Genomic DNA, 18,009 nt, shown 5'->3' with positions numbered 1-18,009 from the left:
GTCCTCTGATGTTCCCGCTGCACTGGCGCGCGGGCAATGTCGAAAGCCGCCAACCTGGATGAGCGGATTGGACAGCCCGGCGAGTGCTTTTGTTGGGTGGATAACGCGCCAGCGTTATCCACCGCTGGCTGAGCGGCCTGCCTTCCTTGAATGGCAGGCCCGGAACTCAAACCCTGAACTGATCCATCAACCCCTGCTGGTGATTCGCCAGCTTGTTCAGCGACTGGCTCACCTGCGCCGACTCCTGCGCCTGGCTCGACAGCGATTCGGTGACGTCACGGATGCCTGCCACGTTGCGGTTGATCTCCTCGGCCACGGCACTCTGCTCCTCGGCGGCGCTGGCGATCTGCAGGTTCATGTCGGTGATCACGCTGACCGCATCGCCGATGCGCTTGAGCGCGGCCACGGCCTGCTCGACCTGGGACACGCTGTCTTGGGCCTGGCGGTGGCTGTTGCTCATGGCGCCAACCACGTCGCGGGTACCGTTCTGCAGGCCCTCGATGACCTGGCGGATTTCCTCCACCGAATCCTGGGTGCGCTTGGCGAGGTTGCGCACCTCGTCGGCGACCACCGCGAAGCCGCGCCCGGCTTCACCGGCGCGAGCCGCTTCGATGGCGGCGTTGAGCGCCAGCAGGTTGGTCTGCTCGGCGATGCCGCGAATCACTTCCAGCACCGAGCCGATCTGCTCGCTGCTGGCGGCCAAGCCTTCCACCTGGCTCATGGCACTGCTCATGTCGCTGGCCAGTTCGTCGATCAGGCGGGTGGTGTTGTCGATCACGTTGAGGCCGTCGCGGGTCGCACCGTCGGCGCCACGGGCGGCATCGGCGGCCATGGCGGCGCTGTTGGCGACGTCGTGGGCGGTGGCGCTCATCTCCTGCGAAGCAGTGGCAACCTGGTCGACTTCGCGGAACTGCTGCTGCATGCCGGCACTGGTCTGGCTGGCGATTTCCGAGGACTGGTCGGCGGTGGCGCGGGCGTCGTGCACCGAGGATTTCACGTCGCGGATGATCGGCTGCAGCTTGTCGAGGAAGCGGTTGAACCAGCCGGCCAGCTCGCCCAGTTCATCCTTGCCGGCGTAGTCCAGGCGCTTGGTCAGGTCGCCTTCGCCGCTGGCGATGTTGCGCAACATGGCGGCCACACCGAGGATCGGCCGGGTCACGCCGCGGGCGGTGAGCCAGACCAGCAGCAGGCCGACGATGGCGGCGATCAGGCCGAAGATCGTCTGCCACAGCGCGCCGCTGGAGTTGCGCTCATCGAGCTGCTTCTGCAGTTGCAGCGCGGGCGCCAGCAGCACGTCCTGCGGTACGTCGAGCACCACGGCCCATGGCTTGGTGGCGTCCGGGATCGGCAGCAGCGGCTCGACCACCCGCAGTTGGCCATCCTTCTCCAGCACCTGCGGGCGACCGCTGGCCTGCAGCGACAGCAGTTCGGCGGCCTGGCCGGGAATGGCCTTCTCCAGCGGCTGGCCGAGCAACGCTTCGTCGCTACTGTAGCCGGCGAGCAGGCCCGCCGGGCTGACGATGCTGACGCTGCCGGCACCGTCGTAGAGCTCGCGGTCGCCATCAACGGCCAGCTGTTGCAGGCGGCTGAGGCTGATGTCGATACCGATCACGGCGATGACCTTGTCCTGATCCATCAGCGGGAAAGTCACGGTGGTCATCAGCACCTTGGTGCCCGAGGCGCTGTCGAAATAGGGGTTGAGCACGCAGGCCTTGCGGGTCTGCAGCGGGCACAGCTGCCAGGTGTTGAACGGGCTGCCGTCGAGCATGGCCGAGGTGTCGGCGATCATGTCTTCGGTCACTGCCAGGCCGGTCATTTCACCGGAGGCCTTCTGCGCCCAGTAGGCACCGAAGCGGCCCTTTTCGTTGCTGCCGGCATCGGGCTGGTCATGGAAGGCGGCGTCCTGGCCGTCCAGCGCATCGGGCTCGAAGACCACGTAGAGGCTGAGCAGGTTGGGGTTGCTCTTCAGGCCGTCACGCACCAGCAGGTTGAGGTCCTTGCGCACGGCTGCCGGGTCCGCGCCGTGCTTGGTGGACTGTTCGCGCAGTTGGGCGACCTGGCGGGAGAACTGGTTGCCGAAGTGGTACACGTCGGTGAAGAAGCGCTGGATGATTTCCGCCTGCTGCTCGCTGCGCGCCTGCATCCGCGACTTGGCCGCGTCCTTGAGCATGTCAGCGTTGGCCGCCTTGATCAGCTGCGCATCATGGTTCATCCGGAACAGCGAGAGGCCGACCAGCAGGCAGACGATACAGAGCAGGCAAAGGCCGGTCAGCAGCGTAATCTTCCACTGGATCGAAAGGCGGGACAGGGGCATGGAGGGGCGTCCTTGGGCAAGAGCGGTTCTGTGTCGTTCTATCGGCTTGAAAGGCGGCTACTTGAGCGGCGCCCTTAAATTTCAGGCTCCTGGCGGATCAGTGCGCGGTATTGCCCCGGCGTCGATCCGGTCCATTTGCGGAACGCCTTGTAGAAGGCGCTGGTGTCGGCGAAACCCAGCTCTTCGGCCAGGTCGGCGAAGTTGCCGTCGCCGCTGTCCAGCCGTGCAAGGGCGAGGTCGCGGCGCAACTGGTCCTTGAGTGCCTGGTAGGACTGCCCCTCGGCGGCCAGCTTGCGGCGCAGGGTCGAGGGCGCCATGTAGAAGTGGCTGGCCAGCGCGTCGAGGTCCGGCCAGCGCTCGAACTTCAGGCTGCGCAGGTAGGCCTTGGTACGTGCAGCGAGGCTCTGCGGGTCGCGGTAGCGCACCAGGATATTGGCCGGCGCGCCACCCAGGAATCGCCGCAACTCGCGCTCGTCGCGGCGCACCGGCAGCTCCAGCGCTTCGGCGTTGAACAGCAGGCGCGACTGGCGGCGGGCGAAGCGCAGATTGTCACAGAACATCACCCGGTAGTCCTCGATGAAATCCGGCCGTGGACAACGCAGCTCGATGGCGAGGATCGGGATGCGCCGCCCCACCAGCCAGCAGGCCAGGCCATGCAGCATCAACCACAGGGTGAAGTAGCAGAAAGCGCGAGGCGCGGAGCTTGCAGGCTCGTCGAGGGTGATCGAGGCGACGCCGTCCTGGCGCACCAGGCGCGGCGAGAAGTCGTCGAACACCAGGCCCATGAAGCGCAGCGCGGCGTTCATCGCCGCTTCCAGGGTCAGTTCGCGGATCGCAGCAGCGGCCATGAAGTTGAAGCTGCCGGACTTCATGCGCCGGGCATTCATGCCGAAGAACTCGTCGTCCATCTCCTTCGCCAGGCGCAGCCAGAGCCGCGCGTAAGCCTGGCTGGAAACCCGCGCGTAAGGCTTGCCGAACAGCTCCGGGGCGATGCCGGCGGCGGCCAATAGAGGCCCGTCGTCACGGCCGGCGCGACGAAACTCGGCCAGCGCTTCGCTGACCAGGCGGATGGAGATGGTGCCCTTCTCTACGCCCATGGCGCGCCGATGTCAGGGACGCACGCCTGGGCGCAGGAAGGTGTCGAGCGCTCAGCCACGCTTGGCGCGCACCTCGTCGATGCTGATTTCGCGCATGCGGAACTTCTGGATCTTGCCGGTCACCGTCATCGGGAACTCGTCGCAGAAGCGGAAGTGGCGCGGCACCTTGAAGTGGGCGATGGCGTTCTTGCAGAAGGCGCGCAGTTCGTCCTCGGCGACGCTGTGGCCGGGGTGGAACTTGACCCAGGCCACCAGCTCCTCGCCGTACTTCTCGTCGGGAATGCCGATCACCTGCGCGTCGGCCACGGCGTGGTGGGTATAGAGGAACTCCTCGATCTCGCGCGGATAGATGTTCTCGCCGCCGCGGATGATCATGTCCTTGCTGCGCCCGACAATGCGCACGTTGCCCGCCTCGTCCATCTCGGCGAGATCGCCGGTGAGCATCCAGCGCGCCGGGCTGATGGCCTCGGAAGTCGCCTGCGGGTTGTTCCAGTAGCCGAGCATCACGCTGTAGCCACGGGTGCAGAGTTCGCCGATGGTGCCGCGCGGGACGACGCGGCCGTCGGCGTCGATGATCTTGCTTTCCAGGTGCGGCTGGGTGCGACCGACGGTGGTGACGCGGGTTTCCAGGTCGTCTTCCGGGCCGGTCTGCAGGGACACCGGGCTGGTCTCGGTCATGCCGTAGGCAATCTGTACCTCGGCCATGTGCATCTCGTCGATCACGCGGCGCATCACTTCGATCGGGCAGGTGGCGCCGGCCATGATGCCGGTGCGCAGGCTGGAGAGGTCGAAGTCGTGGCGGGTCGGGTGATCCAGTTCGGCAATGAACATGGTGGGCACGCCGTACAGCGCGGTGGCCTTCTCTTCTGCCACCGCCGCCAGGGTTGCCTCGGGCTCGAAGCTGGGCGCGGGGTAGATCATGGTGGAGCCGTGGGTCAGGCAGCCGAGGTTGCCCATCACCATGCCGAAGCAGTGGTACAGCGGCACCGGGATCACCAGGCGGTCGTGCTCGGTGAGGCCGAGGCTGTCGCCGACCATGAGGCCGTTGTTGAGGATGTTGTAGTGGCTGAGCGTGGCGCCCTTGGGGAAACCGGTGGTGCCAGAGGTGTACTGGATGTTGATCGGCTCGTCGAACTGCAGCAGCGCCTGGCGCTCGGCCAGCTCGGTGGCGGACGTGCCACGGCCCAGCGGCTCCAGCTGGCTCCAGCGCAGGAAGCCGGACGGCGCCGTATCGGACAGGCTGATCACCCCGCGCAGCTCCGGCAGGCGGTCGCTGGACAGCTCGCCCGGTCGCCCCTGCCCCAGTTCGGGCAGCAGGTCGGCAAGCATGCCGTGGTAATCGGACGTCTTGAACGCATCGGCGCACACCAGCCAGCGGCAGCCGGACTGCTTGAGCGCGTATTCGAGTTCGCTCACCCGGTAGGCCGGGTTGATGTTGACCAGCACTGCGCCGACCTTGGCGCTGGCGAACTGGGTGACACACCATTGCGCGCAGTTGGGCGCCCAGATGCCCAGTCGGTCGCCGGGGCGCAGGCCGAGGGCGAGGAAAGCGCGGGCGATGCCATTGACCACCTCGGCCAGCTCGGCCCAGGTGTAGCGCAGGTTCTGGTGACGCACGACCAGAGCCTCGCGGGCCGCGAAACGCTCTACCGTGGCGTCGAAGGCAGCGCCGACGGTCATGGCCAGCAGGGGTTTGTCCTGGGGGCCGCGGGTGTAACTCAGGTGGTTCATGGCTTTCCCTTGTTGTGCTTGTTCTGGGATCAACGCTGAACGATCGGCTCTGGCAGCGGTGCCAAAGCACCGAGAGCCAACCTACCCGGCCGGACTGACTGACCGGTCGCGGGCGACGGAGAATGTTTACGTTAACGTAAAGGTAAACGCAACCCCGACCATCGGCAGAACGATGTTGGCGGGCGCCTCCGCATCATTCAGGATAGCTACTCACAAAGCGTGCCATTCGGCCTGAAAGCCAGAGCTGGCGAGGCCTTGAGAAGAGTTTCGGAAGTTCGCCTCCCAACCGCTGCGGTTGCATTTCGCAACAGCTCGAGCTGGTAGCTGAGCTACGGCCGCCAGTACCAGTCGTGGCCTTGCTTGGACGACGTCGGCACGTCTCAGGCTGTCGCAAACTGAGACGCCCAGCGCCAGGTGCGCTAGCGCAGGCCTTGCAGTAGAATTCGACGAAAATGCCTACATGGATGTAGACAAATTCCCACTCAACGCTTGCGAATCACATCCATGACTACTCGTCGTTCGATACTGAGCCTGCTGTTTGCCTGCGCCGCTGTTGTCTGTACATCGAACTCCTTTGCTGCCACCCCCAAGACGGCCTCCCCCAAAGAACTCGTCCTCGCCTCCGGCAGCGCGCTGGTGGTCGACCTGGAGAACGGTAAGACCCTCTACTCCAGCAACCCCAACCTGGTAGTGCCTATCGCCTCGGTGACCAAGCTGATGACCGCGATGGTTACCTTGGACGCCAAGCTGCCGATGAACGAGCTGATCCCCGTGGACATCTCCGAGACCGCCGAGATGAAGGGCGTGTTCTCCCGCGTCCACCTGGGCAGCATGATCAGCCGCCAGAACATGCTGCTGTTGGCGCTGATGTCCTCGGAAAACCGCGCCGCCGCCAGCCTCGCCCACAACTACCCGGGCGGCTCCAGGGCCTTCGTCGCAGCCATGAACGCCAAGGCGAAATCCCTCGGCATGACCAGCACTCATTATGTCGAGCCCACCGGCCTGTCGATCCACAACGTTTCCGACGCCAATGACCTGATCCGCCTGGCCAAGGCTGCCTACACCTACCCGCAGATCCGCCAGTTGAGCACCACGGCGACCAGCGATGCGCGCTTCAGCAAGCCCAGCTATTCGCTGAGCTTCTTCAACACCAACCCGCTGGTGCGCAACGGCAAGTGGGACATCCGCCTGACCAAGACCGGCTTCACCAACGACGCCGGCCACTGCCTGGTGATGGTTACCATGATGAACGGCCGCCCGGTCGCCCTGGCCCTGCTCGATGCCTTTGGCAAACGCACCCACGTGGCCGACGCCGGTCGCATCCGCCGCTGGGTCGAAACCGGTGTCGCTTCGCCGGTGCCCGCCGTCGCCCTGCAATACAAGGCTCAGCGCAGCCAGGCCCGTGCGGCCAGCATGACCGCCACCGCCGAGTAAAGCCCTCCGCGCTGGCGGAGTCCGCTCCGCCAGCGCCCTCTCCTTCCCACTTTCCCTGTCGTTTCAGCCCTGCTGGATGGCGCTTCCGTCACTTATATGCCGATCATCATTCAATGCTAGTATGATGATCGTAATATTTAATCGAAGTGCTGGAGCCCGCGATGACCGAACTGACACTGACCCGTGAACAGAAGATTGCCGCCTGGGAAGCGGCGGCCGCGCAAATGCGCCAGCGCCTGGCCGAGCCTGGCGTGATTGCCGTGCAGGAACTGCGCAGCAAGACGCCCCAGGAGTTCTTCGACGGCATCGGAGCAGGCGAGCTGCCCGCCCCGCCGATCAACGCGCTGATCGGCTTCGTCCCGCTGGAATGGAGCCAGGGCCGCTTCATCTTCCAGGGCACCCCGGACATGCGCCACTACAACCCGCTGGGCACCGTGCACGGCGGCTACGCGGCCACGCTGCTGGACTCGGCCATGGGCTGCGCGGTGCACACCATGCTCGAACCGGGCCTGGGCTACACCACCACCGACCTGCGCATCAGCTACATCCGCGCACTGACCCGCGACACCGGACCGATCCGCGCCGAGGGCACGATCGTGCATGTCGGCCGCTCCACCGCCCTGGCCGAAGGCCGTCTCTACGACGTGGACGGCAAGCTCTACGCCACCGGTTCCACCACCTGCCTGATCCTCGGGCGCTGACAGCTGTTCAGGAGACCGACCATGACTTCCGTAGTGATCGCGGGTTATGCCCGCTCCCCGTTCCACTTCGCCAAAAAGGGCGCGCTGATCGACGTACGCCCGGACGACCTCGCCGCGCAGACCGTCAAGGCACTGGTACAACGCAGCGCCCTGGATGCCAGCCTGATCGAGGACCTGATCATGGGCTGCGCCTATCCCGAGGCCGAACAGGGCATGAATATCGCGCGCATCACCAGCTTCCTCGCCGGGCTGCCGGAAACGGTGGCCGGCGCCACGGTGAACCGTTTCTGCGGCTCGTCCATGACGTCCATCCACTTCGCCGCCGGGCAGATCCAACTCGGCGCCGGCGATGCGTTCATCTGCGCCGGCGTGGAATCCATGACCCGCGTGCCCATGGGTGGCTTCAACCTGTCACCCAACCCGCACCTGCTGGCCGAATTCCCGCAGGCCTACATGCCGATGGGGCAGACAGCGGAAATCGTCGCCGAGCGCTTCGGCATCTCGCGCGCGGACCAGGAAGCCATGGCGGTGGACTCCCATGCCAAGGCGGCCCGTGCCCGCGAGCAAGGGCTGCTGGCCGCGGAGATCGTGCCCATCGACACACCCAACGGCGTGGTCAACGAGGACGGCTGCATCCGCCCCGGCACCAACCTGGAGGCGCTGGCGCAGCTCAAACCGGCGTTCGGCGGCAGCGTCACCGCGGGTACTGCCTCCCCCCTCACCGATGGCGCAGCGGCCGTGCTGGTGTGCAGCGAAGACTTCGCCCGTGCCCATGGGCTGGACATCCTGGCGCGGGTGAAAGCCGTCGCCGTGGTTGGCTGCCCGCCGGAAATCATGGGCATGGGCCCGCTCTATGCCACCCGCAAGCTGCTCGACCGCGCGGGTCTGCGCATGGCCGACATCGACCTGGTGGAAATCAACGAAGCCTTCTCCAGCCAGGCACTGGCCTGCCTGCGCGGGCTTGAGCTGGATATCGACCGCGTCAACCTGCACGGCGGTGCCCTGGCCATCGGTCACCCGCTGGGCGCAACCGGTGCGCGCATCACCGGCAAGGCGGCGGCGCTGCTGAAGGAAACCGGCGGGCGTTATGCCATTGCCACCCAGTGCATTGGTGGCGGGCAAGGTGTGGCGACGTTGCTGGAAGCTGTTCGCTGACGGTTACCGAGCGCTATTGACGTTTGTGGGAGCGAGGGGAACGCCTGGTCCTTGCTCGCGAACCTGGACCCGCTGCGGGGGTTCGTTCGCGAGCAAGCTCGCTCCTGCAACTCCATCCACACCTCTGCCCTGAATCACCTCTCCTCACCCACCCTGCGTTAGAATGTCACCCAGCATTCCATGCACCGCAGGAGACACCCGGTCATGCGTTACTCCGAAGACCACAAGGCCCAGACCCGCGAACGCATCATCAACGAGGCGGCACAGCGCTTCCGCAGCGAAGGCGTCGACGCCACCGGCCTGCAGACGTTGATGAAGGCGCTGGGCCTGACCCACGGCGGCTTTTACGCGCACTTCAAGTCCAAGGACGAACTGGTGGAAATCGCCCTGCAGCAGGCCGCCGAGCAACTGCGCCCGGTGGTCGACCAGCAGTTCGCCAAGGACGACCCGCTGCCCGGCTTCATCGACCAGTACCTCTCCACCGGCCATCGCAACACGCCGGGCAAGGGCTGCCCGTTGCCGACCATCTCTGCCGAACTGGGCGCCCGCGGGCATGCCAGCGCCACCACGGACGCCATCGTCCAGGCACGCATCAAAGCCATCGAGCAGGCGCTGCCAACCGAGCATGCCGAGGACCAAAGCGTCGCCCTGCTCGCCACCCTGATTGGCGCGCTCGTGCTGTCGCGCAGCGTGGCGGACACCGAGCTGGCCGAGCGCATCCTGGACAGCACCCGCCGGCACCTGAAGCGGGAAATCGGCGCGGCGGAATAAGAGACACCCGCAGGACCGAGGGGGACGCCCAGTCCATGCTCGCGAACCGCTTGGCAGCGTGCCTTGCAGGTTCGCGAGCAAGCTCGCTCCTACAAAGAGCCGCGCATAAAAAAGCCCCGGCGCAAGGCCGGGGCAAGCTTTTCGCCACTCAGTTACCCGGTTAGCCCACTGCAACTCCGTAGCGCTGCGCCGGCACGCTGCGCGAGAGGTTCGGCGCCAATTTCAGGCGCGCAGCGGTGAAGGCGTCGAACTCGCCGGCATCCGGCAGCGCCGGCAGGGTCACTACTTCGCCCTGGGCCAGGCCGGCCAGCGCGGCGTCGACCATGTGGTTCACGTCCATCAGCATTTCCGCCGGCAGTGCGGAGATATCGGTGCCGGCGCGATCCCAGATTTCAGTGCGGGTGGCACCCGGCAGCACGGCCTGGATACGCAGGCCCTGCGGCGCCAGTTCCTGCTGCATGGATTGGGTCAGGTTGAGCACGAAGGCCTTGGTGGCGCTGTAGCTGCCGTTGAACAGCTCCGGCGCCAGGGCCAGCACCGAGGCCACGTTGATGATGGTGCCGCGCCCGGCGAAGGCCTTGGCGGCAGCGCCGGCCAGGCGCGCGGTGGCGGTGACGTTCAGCTCGATCATGCTTTCCAGGCGGTCCAGGTCGGTCTCCAGCAGGGTGCCGTTGATGGCGACACCGGCATTGTTCAGCAGCAGGCTGATGCTGCTGTCTTCGGCCAGGCGCGCTTCGACGCGGGCACGATCCTCGCGACGGGTGAGGTCGGCCTTGAGCACATCCACGGCAACGCCGTACTCCTCGCCCAGCCGTGCGGCCAGGGCCTCCAGGCGTTGCTGGTCGCGGGCCACCAGCAGCAGGTCGTAGCCCTGGGCGGCGAAGCGCTGGGCGTAGGTGGCGCCGATGCCGGAGGAAGCACCGGTGATCAGTGCGCGGCCCAGTTCGGATTTGGCATACATGGTTCTGTCTCCAGTGAGGCGGTTGCCCCGCATGCAAGGTGGGTAGGGCCGATTGGCCGTCTGGAATGTCCGACCCGATTCAGATTATGGCCGTCATCTGAAGGTGAATATTATGCTCATAATATTAACTGTCAAGGTCCATTCCCTGAGGGTGACGAGTGGTAACCGGCGTGGCGGCAGACCGCACCGCACGGGCCATGAAGGCCATTGGGCGGTTTAGATTGCCCATTCTAGAGCGCGCGCGAGAACCTCTCGGGCGTCTCCACACAAGAACAAGCCGGGAGCCACACCTGCACCTTTCTGCCTGTCTCAACACCGGCGTTGCCGGAGGAGGACACATGCGATTGCGCTGCTTTTTCCTGGGCTGTGCTTGGGATGAAGGGAATCTGACCGAGGTCGGCCATGTGCCGATGCTGTGCCAGCGCTGTGCGCGCTGCGGGGCGCAGCGGTACCTGAGGCCCGCTCCGGAAATCTGAGCCGGGATTGCGGGCCGGAAACGAAGCTGCCCGGAGCACGCAAGTGCTCCGGACAGTCCGGTACAGCGGAGGTGAATCAGTTCGCCACGAAGGCCTGGCTGGTGGTGATCGCCATGTCGCCGCCGGGCAGCTTCAGATCGCCGATGCGCTCCAGGCTGTCGGCATCGTAGATCGCCACGTCGTTCAGGGTGCCGGTCAGGTACAGCTTGTTGCCGGCCTTGTTGGTCGACAGGCAGTAGTAGGAGTGGTCCAGGTTCGCCGCCTTGACCAGCTTCTGCTCCTTGATGTCGTACTTGGCCAGGCGGTTCAGCACGCCGTAGATGACGTTGCGGTCCTTGGCCGAGCGAATACCGCTGAAGTACACCTCGGTGACCGGGCCGAAATCGACGGTCTCGGTCTTGCCGGTGGCCAGGTCGATGTTGAAGAAGCCGTAGAGGAAATCGGCCGTGGCCATGTCCTGCTTGGCGTCCTTGAACTTCGCCGTGGTGTAGAGCAGCGAGAAGTCACGCGGGTAGGTCTGCTGGTTCCACACGTAGAGCACATCTGGCGGCGCGTAGTTGGGGCGCTTCCAGTTGCGGCTGGGGATGATCACGTCGAACTTGCCGGTCTTCACGTCCACCTTGTAGATGTCCGGGCCCGCCACGTAGAGGGTGCCGTCATCGCCGCTCTGCATGATGGTCAGCTGACGCGGCGCCGGGAAGGTGCGCACCGGCTTGGCGCCCATGCCGTCGGCCACCGAGTAGACCTGCAGGCGCGGCTGCTGCACTTCGTAGTGTTCGGAGAGGATCAGCGTCGGGTTGGCGATGGCGTAGATCTCCTTGCCGTCGTGACTGACGGTCATGGAGAACATCGCCCGCGCGTTCTCGCCCGGCTTCTGCGCGATGGTGGCGTGGAACACCGGTTTGCAGTCATCGAGCTGGATGCCGTAGATGTCCGCGTAGTGGTTGCTGAGGATGTAGGCGACCTTGCGATCCGGCGACAGCTGGGTCATGCCCGGGCCATAGGCGCCGGGGATCGCGCAGGTCTTGTAGAGCTTGTCGGTCTGCATGTCGATGACGTGCAGGTTGTTCGGGTAGTTGGTGCTGATCAGGTACTCGTGGCCACTTTCCAGCGCTTTGCCGGTGTCGGTGCCGGCATCGGCGGCGACGGCTTGCAGCGCGCAGGCCAGCGAGAGGCCACCGAGCGCGGCGGCGAATGCTTTTCTGGACATGCAGGTTTTCCTCTTGTTCTTCTGGTCCATGCTCTTTGGGCCGATATTCGTCAGTCCGGTCATTTGTCGTCCGGGAATACGGTGCCGAGGTTGCGCCAGTTCTCGGCCGAGGCCTGCGCATCCTTGTTCCAGTCGGGGTAGGTGCTCATCATGTCCGGCACCTGGGCCGGCCACCAGCAGGGGTCGGAGCAGCCGTAGAGGTCCGCTTCCATCGGCTGGCAGAGCGAGGACACGCCGCCGAACACGTCGACTTCCCAGCCCGGGTCGGTGGTGGCCGCGCAGCCGGCCACGGAGTTCATCGCCACCACGTCCTCGATGCGATCCTCGGCGGCGGCCTGTTCGAGCTTCTGTGCTTTGGTGTTGATCGCTTTCAGATGTTTCATGTCAGTGCGCCTTCCGCGGAGTGATGTGGCGGTCGATGAAGCTGGGGTTGGAAGCCATGATCCGGCTGTAGACCTCGATGCCGAAATCGACCCAGTCCCTCATCAGTTCGCAGTAGTGGTAGGTGGGGTGCGCCGGGTCGCCGTAGCGCGCATAGCTCTCGTGGTAGCAGCCGCCGGAGCAGAGGTTGCGGATGTGGCAGCTGGCGCAGCCGGTGTCAGTGCGGTCCAGACGCTGGGAGAGGAACTCGTTCAGCTCGGCCTGCTTCACCCCTTCATGGACGTTGCCGAAGGTCGGCAGCGAGGAGCCGGTGAAGCGGTGGCACAGGTTCAGCTCGCCCTTGTGGTCCACCGCCAGCATCTTCAGCCCGGCGCCGCACGGCAGGGCCTTCTTCTGCCCTTCGTGGATATCGGTGATCAGCTGGTGCAGGTTGGAGAAGCCGATGTTGCGCCCTTGCAGTGCCTCGTCCAGGTAGCGCCGGCCGAGGGCCTTCATGCCGGCGAAGACCGCCTTCAACTCGTCCCCGGTGAGGTTGTAGCTGCTGATGTCGCCCGAGGTGACCGGGGCGAAGCCGACTTCGGCAAAACCCATCTCGTTGAACAGGTGATTCCAGATGGTCTCGACATCGGTGACGCCGGTGGTCAGCGTCACCCGCGCGCCGACCGGCCGCGCGGTATAGCGCGACAGCAGCATGTCGGCCTTGCGCCGCACCACGTCATAGGTGCCCTGCCCGCCCACGGTGATGCGGTTGCGGTCGTGCACCGTCTTCGGCCCGTCGATGCTGATGGACAGTCCGAAGCGATGGGCGTTGAGCCAGTCGACGATTTCCTCGGTGAGCAGCGTGGCGTTGGTGGTCATGACGAAGTCCACCGTCTTGCCCAGTTCGCCGAAACGGCGCTCGCAATACGCGACCATGTGCTCGATCAGCGGGCGGTTGGACAGCGGTTCGCCGCCGAAGAACACCACGGTGTAGCGCTGCTCGTCGGGGGACTCCTGGATCAGCATTTCCACCGAGGCCTCGGCGGTTTCCGCACCCATCTTCTTGCCGGCGGAGGGCTTGTCCAGGTCTTCCTTGTAGCAGTACGTGCAGCTGAGGTTGCAGCCGGTGTTGACGTTCAGCACCACGGTATTGAGTGCGGTACGGTCAACCTTCTTGATACCGATTTCAGGGGTCAGCGGCGAGCCGTCGCTGACCAGCTCCAGCGCGATCAGCTCGCGCAGGGTCTCGTCGATTTCCTCGGCGCCGAAGCGCCCGGCCAGGCGTTGGGTCAGCTCGTCCGGCGAGCAGGCATGCCCGCGCAGCGCGTCGATGATCCCGCCGGTCAACTCGTCGCTGGCGAACAGCGAGGAGCTGGGGATATGGAACAATAGGCGGTCGGCGTCGACCTGCACTTCATGCAGGTTGCGTTCGACCAGATTCAAGATGGCGCCCATGGCGACCTCCCGGAACTTGCTTGCCAATCCCCGTCCGAAGACGGGGTTCAGGGGTTCAGTTCATCCGATCCCGCATCACGGAATCGGCGGGTTGTTCCAACGCTGCACGGTGACGATCATGTGCCCTTCGCCCTTGTGCGACTGGCCGGCGTCGTCCACCGCGGCAATCACCTTCAGGTTGCCGGCATTGTTGGTCATCATCTTGCGCGCCGGGTTCGGGCCGGCGTCACCCGGCGTGAAGATGCCGCTGTCGGCGTCCATCACCCCGGCGTACTTCACGTCCTGGTCTTCCTTGGCGCGGTCGTCGAACGGCTCCACCGACCACTGCGCGGGGAACACGCCGATGCGGAACGGTTTGCCGTCGGCACCCTTGCCCCAGGCCTCGGCGTCGAAGCTGCCCTGGACCTTGGGCGTCGAGCCGCCATTGCCGCCGATGCGGGAGATGGAGAACTCCGGCACCACCTTCACTTCGGCGATGTCCTTGTACACCGCGAGGCTTCCACCCTTGGCGCTGCCCACGGCAACATCGCGCTCGCCGACGGCAGCGGAGTCGGCAGCCTTGACCTTGACGGTCACGCGCTCGGGCGTCGCGGAAACCACCGACACCACCTCGACGCCCGGGCCGAACGACGGCTTGCCTTTAAGGCCGCTGCCGATGACGCTGACTTCGGTCTCGGCGCCCGCCTTCAGGTACGCCGGCTGCACGCCCAGGACGCGGCTGGTGCCGTTCTGTGCGGCGACGAAGTCCAGGCCGCGCTCGTCGTGGGCCTTGTCGAACATGCGGCCCTGCATCTGGCCGTTCAGGGCGGCGAACACCTGGCGCATGGTGACGTCACCGACCTTCACCGCGCCGCGCCATTCGTAGCCGTTGTAGAGCACAGCGCTGCCCTCGCCATCGAACGGCGAACCGTCGGCATACTTGCCGGTCACGCTGACCTTGAAGGCGTCGTCGCCGTCCTTTGCGACTTTCATGCTGCCCGCGACATCGCCCTTGCCCGGCATGTGCCCGGCGAAGCTCCATTCGCCGGCCAGTGTCTCGGCCTTGGGCCGGTTCTTCTGCCAGTCGCTCCAGGCCTTGTCTTCCAGCGGGAAGCGCTTGGCCAGCTCCGGGACCATCTCCTTCTTCGCCAGGTCGAACCAGTCACGGTCACGGGCCAGGGCCTGGTATTCCAGAGACGGCCAGCGGCCGAGGTGGAAGTTCACCAGCTTCTCCCACTCCGCCGCCGGGCGGCGCTGCAGGGCGATGCGCGCGCCCGAGTGGCAACGGGCGCACATCTGCTCGAAGTTGGTATCGAATGTCTCGACGGTGTTCAGCCGGCGCTCGAGGGCGTAGCGCACGCCTTCGGTCTCGCTGGGCGCCAGGCCCTGCTTGTCGGCGAGGAACTTGACCACCGCACGACGCTCCTCGTCGGTGATCTTCAGGCCGTACATCACCTGCATGCGGCCGATGCTCATCAGCCAGCCCTCGGGGGTCTTCCGCTGATGACTGATACGGCTGAGGGAGTTGTTGCCTTCGGGCGTGTGGCACGCCTGGCACTTGGCGTTGATGATCGCCTGGCCCTCGGGTGCGGCCTGGGCCGTCTGGTGCAACGCGAGGGCCAGTGCGGCCAGGGTTCCGGCACCCAGATAGTGCCGAAGTCGTGTCATCTTCAAGGTCAGGCCTCCTCGGTATTCTTGTTGGTTATTGGCGCCCACCGATGGGCTAAGAGCGAGCTCTTGAAAGCGGTTTAGCAGGTTGTGTGCCACTCCTTTGCAAACCCCGCCTACTCAGGCTTCCGGCGGTACTTGCCGGCACGCCCGGCGGGTGGCAGCGGGGTTGCGACGTCACATTTCGCGATTGCTGTCTAACTCTGAGACAGGGCCTGTGAGACACCCTGCGAAGCAGTATGGTCCTGCCTGCGCAAAGTGCCGCCCGCCGGCAGCATCAGGGCGCCGAACAGCATGGTGAGCAGGCCGATCCAGACCAGCGAGAGGAACGGAAAGCGGCGCACCACCACCACGCTCTCGATGTCGTCGCCGGGCTGGTTGAGCAGACGCGCCGAGGCTGGCACCCATATCTGCAGATCGCCCCTCCAGCCACGGACGATGAAGGGATGCAGCACGTAACCGCGATCCGAGGCGAAGCGCGCGTAGTGGTAGTCGAGGATTTCACAGAGCTGGCGAACCGGGCCCTGGTAGGCCGGCGGGTTGCCGCGGCTGTCCTGGAACAGCGCGTGGCCGGCCAATGTGCGCTCGCCGTCGCGCAACTCGACCTTGGCCACCGCGTGGTAACCGGAGAAATCCGGGCGGCTGGAATCCGGCGAGACGCGCATCTGCATGCCGCCGATCACCGCGTGCCACTGCTCGAAGGACGTGCCCGGCGGGATGCTGATCTGCTGGTAGCTGTTCAGCGCCGTGGCGGCCAGCCCACCCACCAGCGCAATCACCGCGCCGCCGTGCACCAGCGCCAGCCCGCCGCTGTAGCGCAGGTTGCCCAGGCGTCGGCTGCGCCACAGGCTCTGCACGCCCCACAGCAGGCAACTGCCCATCAGGAAGGCGCCCCCCAGCAGCGCCGCGTCCAGCCAGGGCAGCACCTGCACGATATTCTGCGAAAGCATGCCGTCGCCGTTGTAGCCGCCGCTCAGCCAACCGCCGCGCCAGCCGGTCCAGAGCATCAGGGCGGCCATCAGGGCGGTTGCCAGCAGCGCCAGCCGAGGTCGCCCGCAACGGCGCAGGAAGCTGTAGCCGCCCATCAGGCCGAGGGCCGCCAGCAGCGGCACCACCCAGTGCGCCAGGCCGTAGCCGTTGACGTCCCACTGGTCGAAGGCGCGACGCAGGCTGTCCATCTCGGCGGTGGTGGCCCAGGCGGTCAGGGTTTCGAAGAAGGGTTTCAGCTCGCTCGGCCGCTCCATCCCCAGCCATTCGTAGAGGTGCGCCTGGAGCAGCGCGCCGAGGGCCAGCAGGCCGGTGCCGGCGAACAGGTAGATGGCCACGTCCAGCGTCCAGTCCGAGGCTCCGCGCCGCCGCCCTGCCCGCTTGCGGGATCGCCATCCGGCCAGCAGGTGGAACGCCGCCAGGGCCAGCAGGATCGCCGCCAATGCCAGGTGGCTGAGCCAGGACGTGGTACCGATGTAGCGGTGCGAGCTGGCCAGAACCGTGCTGCGAGTCACCGCCATGGCGCCGCAGGCCATGGCCGCCGCCAGCAGGCTGAGCACCGGCAGCAGACGTGCGTAGGCGCCGTCAGCGCGCCAGCGACGGGCACCGTGCAACACCGCGCCAAGCAGCGCCCAGATGATGAAGGCCGAGGTCTGCACCGGGTCCCAGTGCCACAGCTGGCCGTAGGTGAAATCTTCCATGGCCCAGGCCATGCCGACGCCAATGCCCGCGCTGAGGATCAGCCAGGCGCGACGGCTATAGCGCGGCATCACCCAGGCATAGGCGTGCCCGCCTCGCCCCAGCGCTTCGAGCGCGGCCCCGGCGGGCGCCAGCACCCAGGCATAGGCGCAGAGAATCAGCGGCGCGTGCAACGACATCCAGAACGTCTGCAGGTGCGCGTTCATGCCCTGGCTCGGCTGCGCCGCCAGCCAATCCCCCGGTGTCGCACTGAACGGCCCGAGCCAGGCGGCGGTGGCGGCATACCAGGCAGCGATCAGCGCCATGCCGCGCCCCGCCCAACCGGGCAGCGCGGCGCTTTTCAGGGCGATCGCCATGCAGAAGGTCGCCAGCAGCAGCACCGTGCCTTCGTCGCCACCCCAGAGATTGGAAAACTTCAGGTAGGCCGGCAGCCCCGCGCTGCTGTAGAGCCACGCATAACGCAGCTGAAAGTGGTCGGCCACCAGGTGCAACGCCAGCGCCAGGCAGGCGCCGCAGAGCGCACCGACGGCAATCGGCCAAGCCGGCCCTCGCCATTCATGGCGGATGGCGCCCAGGGCAATCAGACCCGCCAGCGCCCAGAGCAAAGCGTTGCCCACGCCGGGCAGCAACCACAGCAAAAGGCAGGTCAGCGCGGCGGCCGACGGCCCCGCCATCCACGGCAACGACAGATGCATCCTCTTCAAGCCAGGCCTCCTTGTGCAGCGCCGACGCGGCGCTTGGCGAAACCCAGCGCTCTTCACGTTGCGTGCCAGGGGGGAAAATCCTTGTGAAACAGCAGGCTGCGCTCACGCGATGGGCAATGCGGCGTGGCAGATCGCGACAGCTGTAGCAGCCTGAGACAGCTCCACCCGTTATAGACGATGGTCTAACAGCAGAAAGCCATCATCGAATACCGCTCCCGAGAAAGGCGCCAGCCAGACGCGTCACTTCCCACCGCTTGTCCAGAACAGGTGCCAATCCGCGCCAGCCGGGGCTTTTCCGGTGATGGCC

The 18,009-nt window shown here is 65.9% G+C and carries 14 protein-coding genes and 1 pseudogene; 5 read left to right on the top strand and 10 right to left on the bottom strand.

The features are described from left to right. Positions 1-166 precede the first annotated feature (166 nt). The 4 genes and pseudogenes from LDJ84_RS30930 to LDJ84_RS12600 all read right to left on the bottom strand — a co-directional run bounded on the left by LDJ84_RS30930 (position 167) and on the right by LDJ84_RS12600 (position 5,142). Positions 167-922: a methyl-accepting chemotaxis protein gene (locus tag LDJ84_RS30930; RefSeq protein WP_371914062.1), complete on the bottom strand. Its 756-nt coding sequence runs from the start codon at positions 920-922 to the stop codon at positions 167-169. A gap of 102 nt (positions 923-1,024) precedes the next feature. Continuing rightward, a pseudogene (locus LDJ84_RS30925) lies at positions 1,025-2,143 on the bottom strand (HAMP domain-containing protein); the annotation flags it as partial. A 245-nt stretch (positions 2,144-2,388) separates the two neighbouring features. After that, positions 2,389-3,411: an AraC family transcriptional regulator gene (locus LDJ84_RS12605; protein ID WP_226046409.1), complete on the bottom strand. Its 1,023-nt coding sequence runs from the start codon at positions 3,409-3,411 to the stop codon at positions 2,389-2,391. 51 nt (positions 3,412-3,462) lie between these two features. Then, positions 3,463-5,142 (bottom strand): AMP-binding protein, encoded by a 1,680-nt coding sequence (locus LDJ84_RS12600; RefSeq protein WP_024765566.1) that lies wholly within the window; start codon positions 5,140-5,142, stop codon positions 3,463-3,465. A gap of 504 nt (positions 5,143-5,646) precedes the next feature. Here LDJ84_RS12600 and pbpG point away from each other — a divergent pair. From pbpG to LDJ84_RS12580, 4 genes are all read left to right on the top strand, one after another. Further along, entirely contained in the window at positions 5,647-6,576 is a 930-nt protein-coding gene (gene pbpG / locus LDJ84_RS12595; protein ID WP_169937884.1) for a D-alanyl-D-alanine endopeptidase, read from the top strand. 161 nt (positions 6,577-6,737) lie between these two features. After that, positions 6,738-7,277: a PaaI family thioesterase gene (locus tag LDJ84_RS12590; protein WP_413247446.1), complete on the top strand. Its 540-nt coding sequence runs from the start codon at positions 6,738-6,740 to the stop codon at positions 7,275-7,277. 21 nt (positions 7,278-7,298) lie between these two features. Next, positions 7,299-8,432 (top strand): thiolase family protein, encoded by a 1,134-nt coding sequence (locus LDJ84_RS12585; protein WP_169887799.1) that lies wholly within the window; start codon positions 7,299-7,301, stop codon positions 8,430-8,432. A gap of 204 nt (positions 8,433-8,636) precedes the next feature. After that, a complete protein-coding gene (locus LDJ84_RS12580; protein ID WP_065084108.1) occupies positions 8,637-9,203 on the top strand; it encodes a TetR/AcrR family transcriptional regulator in 567 nt (188 codons plus the stop codon). Positions 9,204-9,363: 160 nt separating this feature from the next. Here the strand turns inward: LDJ84_RS12580 and LDJ84_RS12575 are convergent, their stop codons facing one another. Next, the gene (locus LDJ84_RS12575; protein ID WP_226046408.1) at positions 9,364-10,164 is read right to left on the bottom strand and encodes an SDR family NAD(P)-dependent oxidoreductase; all 801 of its coding nucleotides are present in this window, start codon (positions 10,162-10,164) and stop codon (positions 9,364-9,366) included. 197 nt (positions 10,165-10,361) lie between these two features. Here LDJ84_RS12575 and LDJ84_RS30920 point away from each other — a divergent pair, with 197 nt between their 5' ends. After that, positions 10,362-10,640 carry a PSPA7_2676 family Cys-rich small protein gene (locus LDJ84_RS30920; RefSeq protein ID WP_413247459.1) on the top strand — a complete coding sequence of 93 codons (279 nt, stop codon included), beginning with the start codon at positions 10,362-10,364 and terminating at the stop codon, positions 10,638-10,640. 76 nt (positions 10,641-10,716) lie between these two features. Here the strand turns inward: LDJ84_RS30920 and peaD are convergent, their stop codons facing one another. From peaD to ccsA, 5 genes are all read right to left on the bottom strand, one after another. Next, on the bottom strand, positions 10,717-11,850 hold the full coding sequence (gene peaD, locus LDJ84_RS12570; RefSeq protein ID WP_083195996.1) for a quinohemoprotein amine dehydrogenase subunit beta: 1,134 nt from the start codon (positions 11,848-11,850) through the stop codon (positions 10,717-10,719). A gap of 59 nt (positions 11,851-11,909) precedes the next feature. Next, positions 11,910-12,233 (bottom strand): quinohemoprotein amine dehydrogenase subunit gamma, encoded by a 324-nt coding sequence (gene qhpC, locus LDJ84_RS12565; protein ID WP_015477047.1) that lies wholly within the window; start codon positions 12,231-12,233, stop codon positions 11,910-11,912. A 1-nt stretch (position 12,234) separates the two neighbouring features. Beyond that, positions 12,235-13,665, bottom strand: coding sequence for a quinohemoprotein amine dehydrogenase maturation protein (gene peaB / locus LDJ84_RS12560; RefSeq protein WP_226046407.1), 1,431 nt, complete (start codon positions 13,663-13,665; stop codon positions 12,235-12,237). Positions 13,666-13,740: 75 nt separating this feature from the next. After that, positions 13,741-15,312, bottom strand: coding sequence for a quinohemoprotein amine dehydrogenase subunit alpha (gene peaA, locus LDJ84_RS12555; protein WP_037007359.1), 1,572 nt, complete (start codon positions 15,310-15,312; stop codon positions 13,741-13,743). Positions 15,313-15,509: 197 nt separating this feature from the next. Further along, entirely contained in the window at positions 15,510-17,693 is a 2,184-nt protein-coding gene (ccsA, locus tag LDJ84_RS12550) for a cytochrome c biogenesis protein CcsA (RefSeq protein ID WP_024765573.1), read from the bottom strand. Positions 17,694-18,009: the final 316 nt, after the last annotated feature.

Origin of the sequence: Pseudomonas sp. HS-18 (genome assembly GCF_020401845.1) — a bacterium.
In the GTDB taxonomy this organism is placed as follows: Bacteria; Pseudomonadota; Gammaproteobacteria; order Pseudomonadales; family Pseudomonadaceae; genus Pseudomonas; species Pseudomonas nitroreducens.
Note: the sequence above shows the minus strand (reverse complement) of the source record. Positions and strands in the feature narration are given on the sequence as shown.

Coding starts and splice junctions, on each gene's coding strand:
- LDJ84_RS30930 (WP_371914062.1), bottom strand. CDS start 922: ATGCAGCAGCAGTTCCGCGAAGTCGACCAGGTTGCCACTGCTTCGCAG.
- LDJ84_RS12600 (WP_024765566.1), bottom strand. CDS start 5,142: ATGAACCACCTGAGTTACACCCGCGGCCCCCAGGACAAACCCCTGCTG.
- pbpG (WP_169937884.1), top strand. CDS start 5,647: ATGACTACTCGTCGTTCGATACTGAGCCTGCTGTTTGCCTGCGCCGCT.
- LDJ84_RS30920 (WP_413247459.1), top strand. CDS start 10,362: ATGAAGGCCATTGGGCGGTTTAGATTGCCCATTCTAGAGCGCGCGCGA.
- LDJ84_RS12590 (WP_413247446.1), top strand. CDS start 6,738: ATGACCGAACTGACACTGACCCGTGAACAGAAGATTGCCGCCTGGGAA.
- ccsA (WP_024765573.1), bottom strand. CDS start 17,693: ATGCATCTGTCGTTGCCGTGGATGGCGGGGCCGTCGGCCGCCGCGCTG.
- peaB (WP_226046407.1), bottom strand. CDS start 13,665: ATGGGCGCCATCTTGAATCTGGTCGAACGCAACCTGCATGAAGTGCAG.
- LDJ84_RS12585 (WP_169887799.1), top strand. CDS start 7,299: ATGACTTCCGTAGTGATCGCGGGTTATGCCCGCTCCCCGTTCCACTTC.
- LDJ84_RS12580 (WP_065084108.1), top strand. CDS start 8,637: ATGCGTTACTCCGAAGACCACAAGGCCCAGACCCGCGAACGCATCATC.
- peaD (WP_083195996.1), bottom strand. CDS start 11,850: ATGTCCAGAAAAGCATTCGCCGCCGCGCTCGGTGGCCTCTCGCTGGCC.
- LDJ84_RS12575 (WP_226046408.1), bottom strand. CDS start 10,164: ATGTATGCCAAATCCGAACTGGGCCGCGCACTGATCACCGGTGCTTCC.
- LDJ84_RS12605 (WP_226046409.1), bottom strand. CDS start 3,411: ATGGGCGTAGAGAAGGGCACCATCTCCATCCGCCTGGTCAGCGAAGCG.
- peaA (WP_037007359.1), bottom strand. CDS start 15,312: ATGACACGACTTCGGCACTATCTGGGTGCCGGAACCCTGGCCGCACTG.
- qhpC (WP_015477047.1), bottom strand. CDS start 12,233: ATGAAACATCTGAAAGCGATCAACACCAAAGCACAGAAGCTCGAACAG.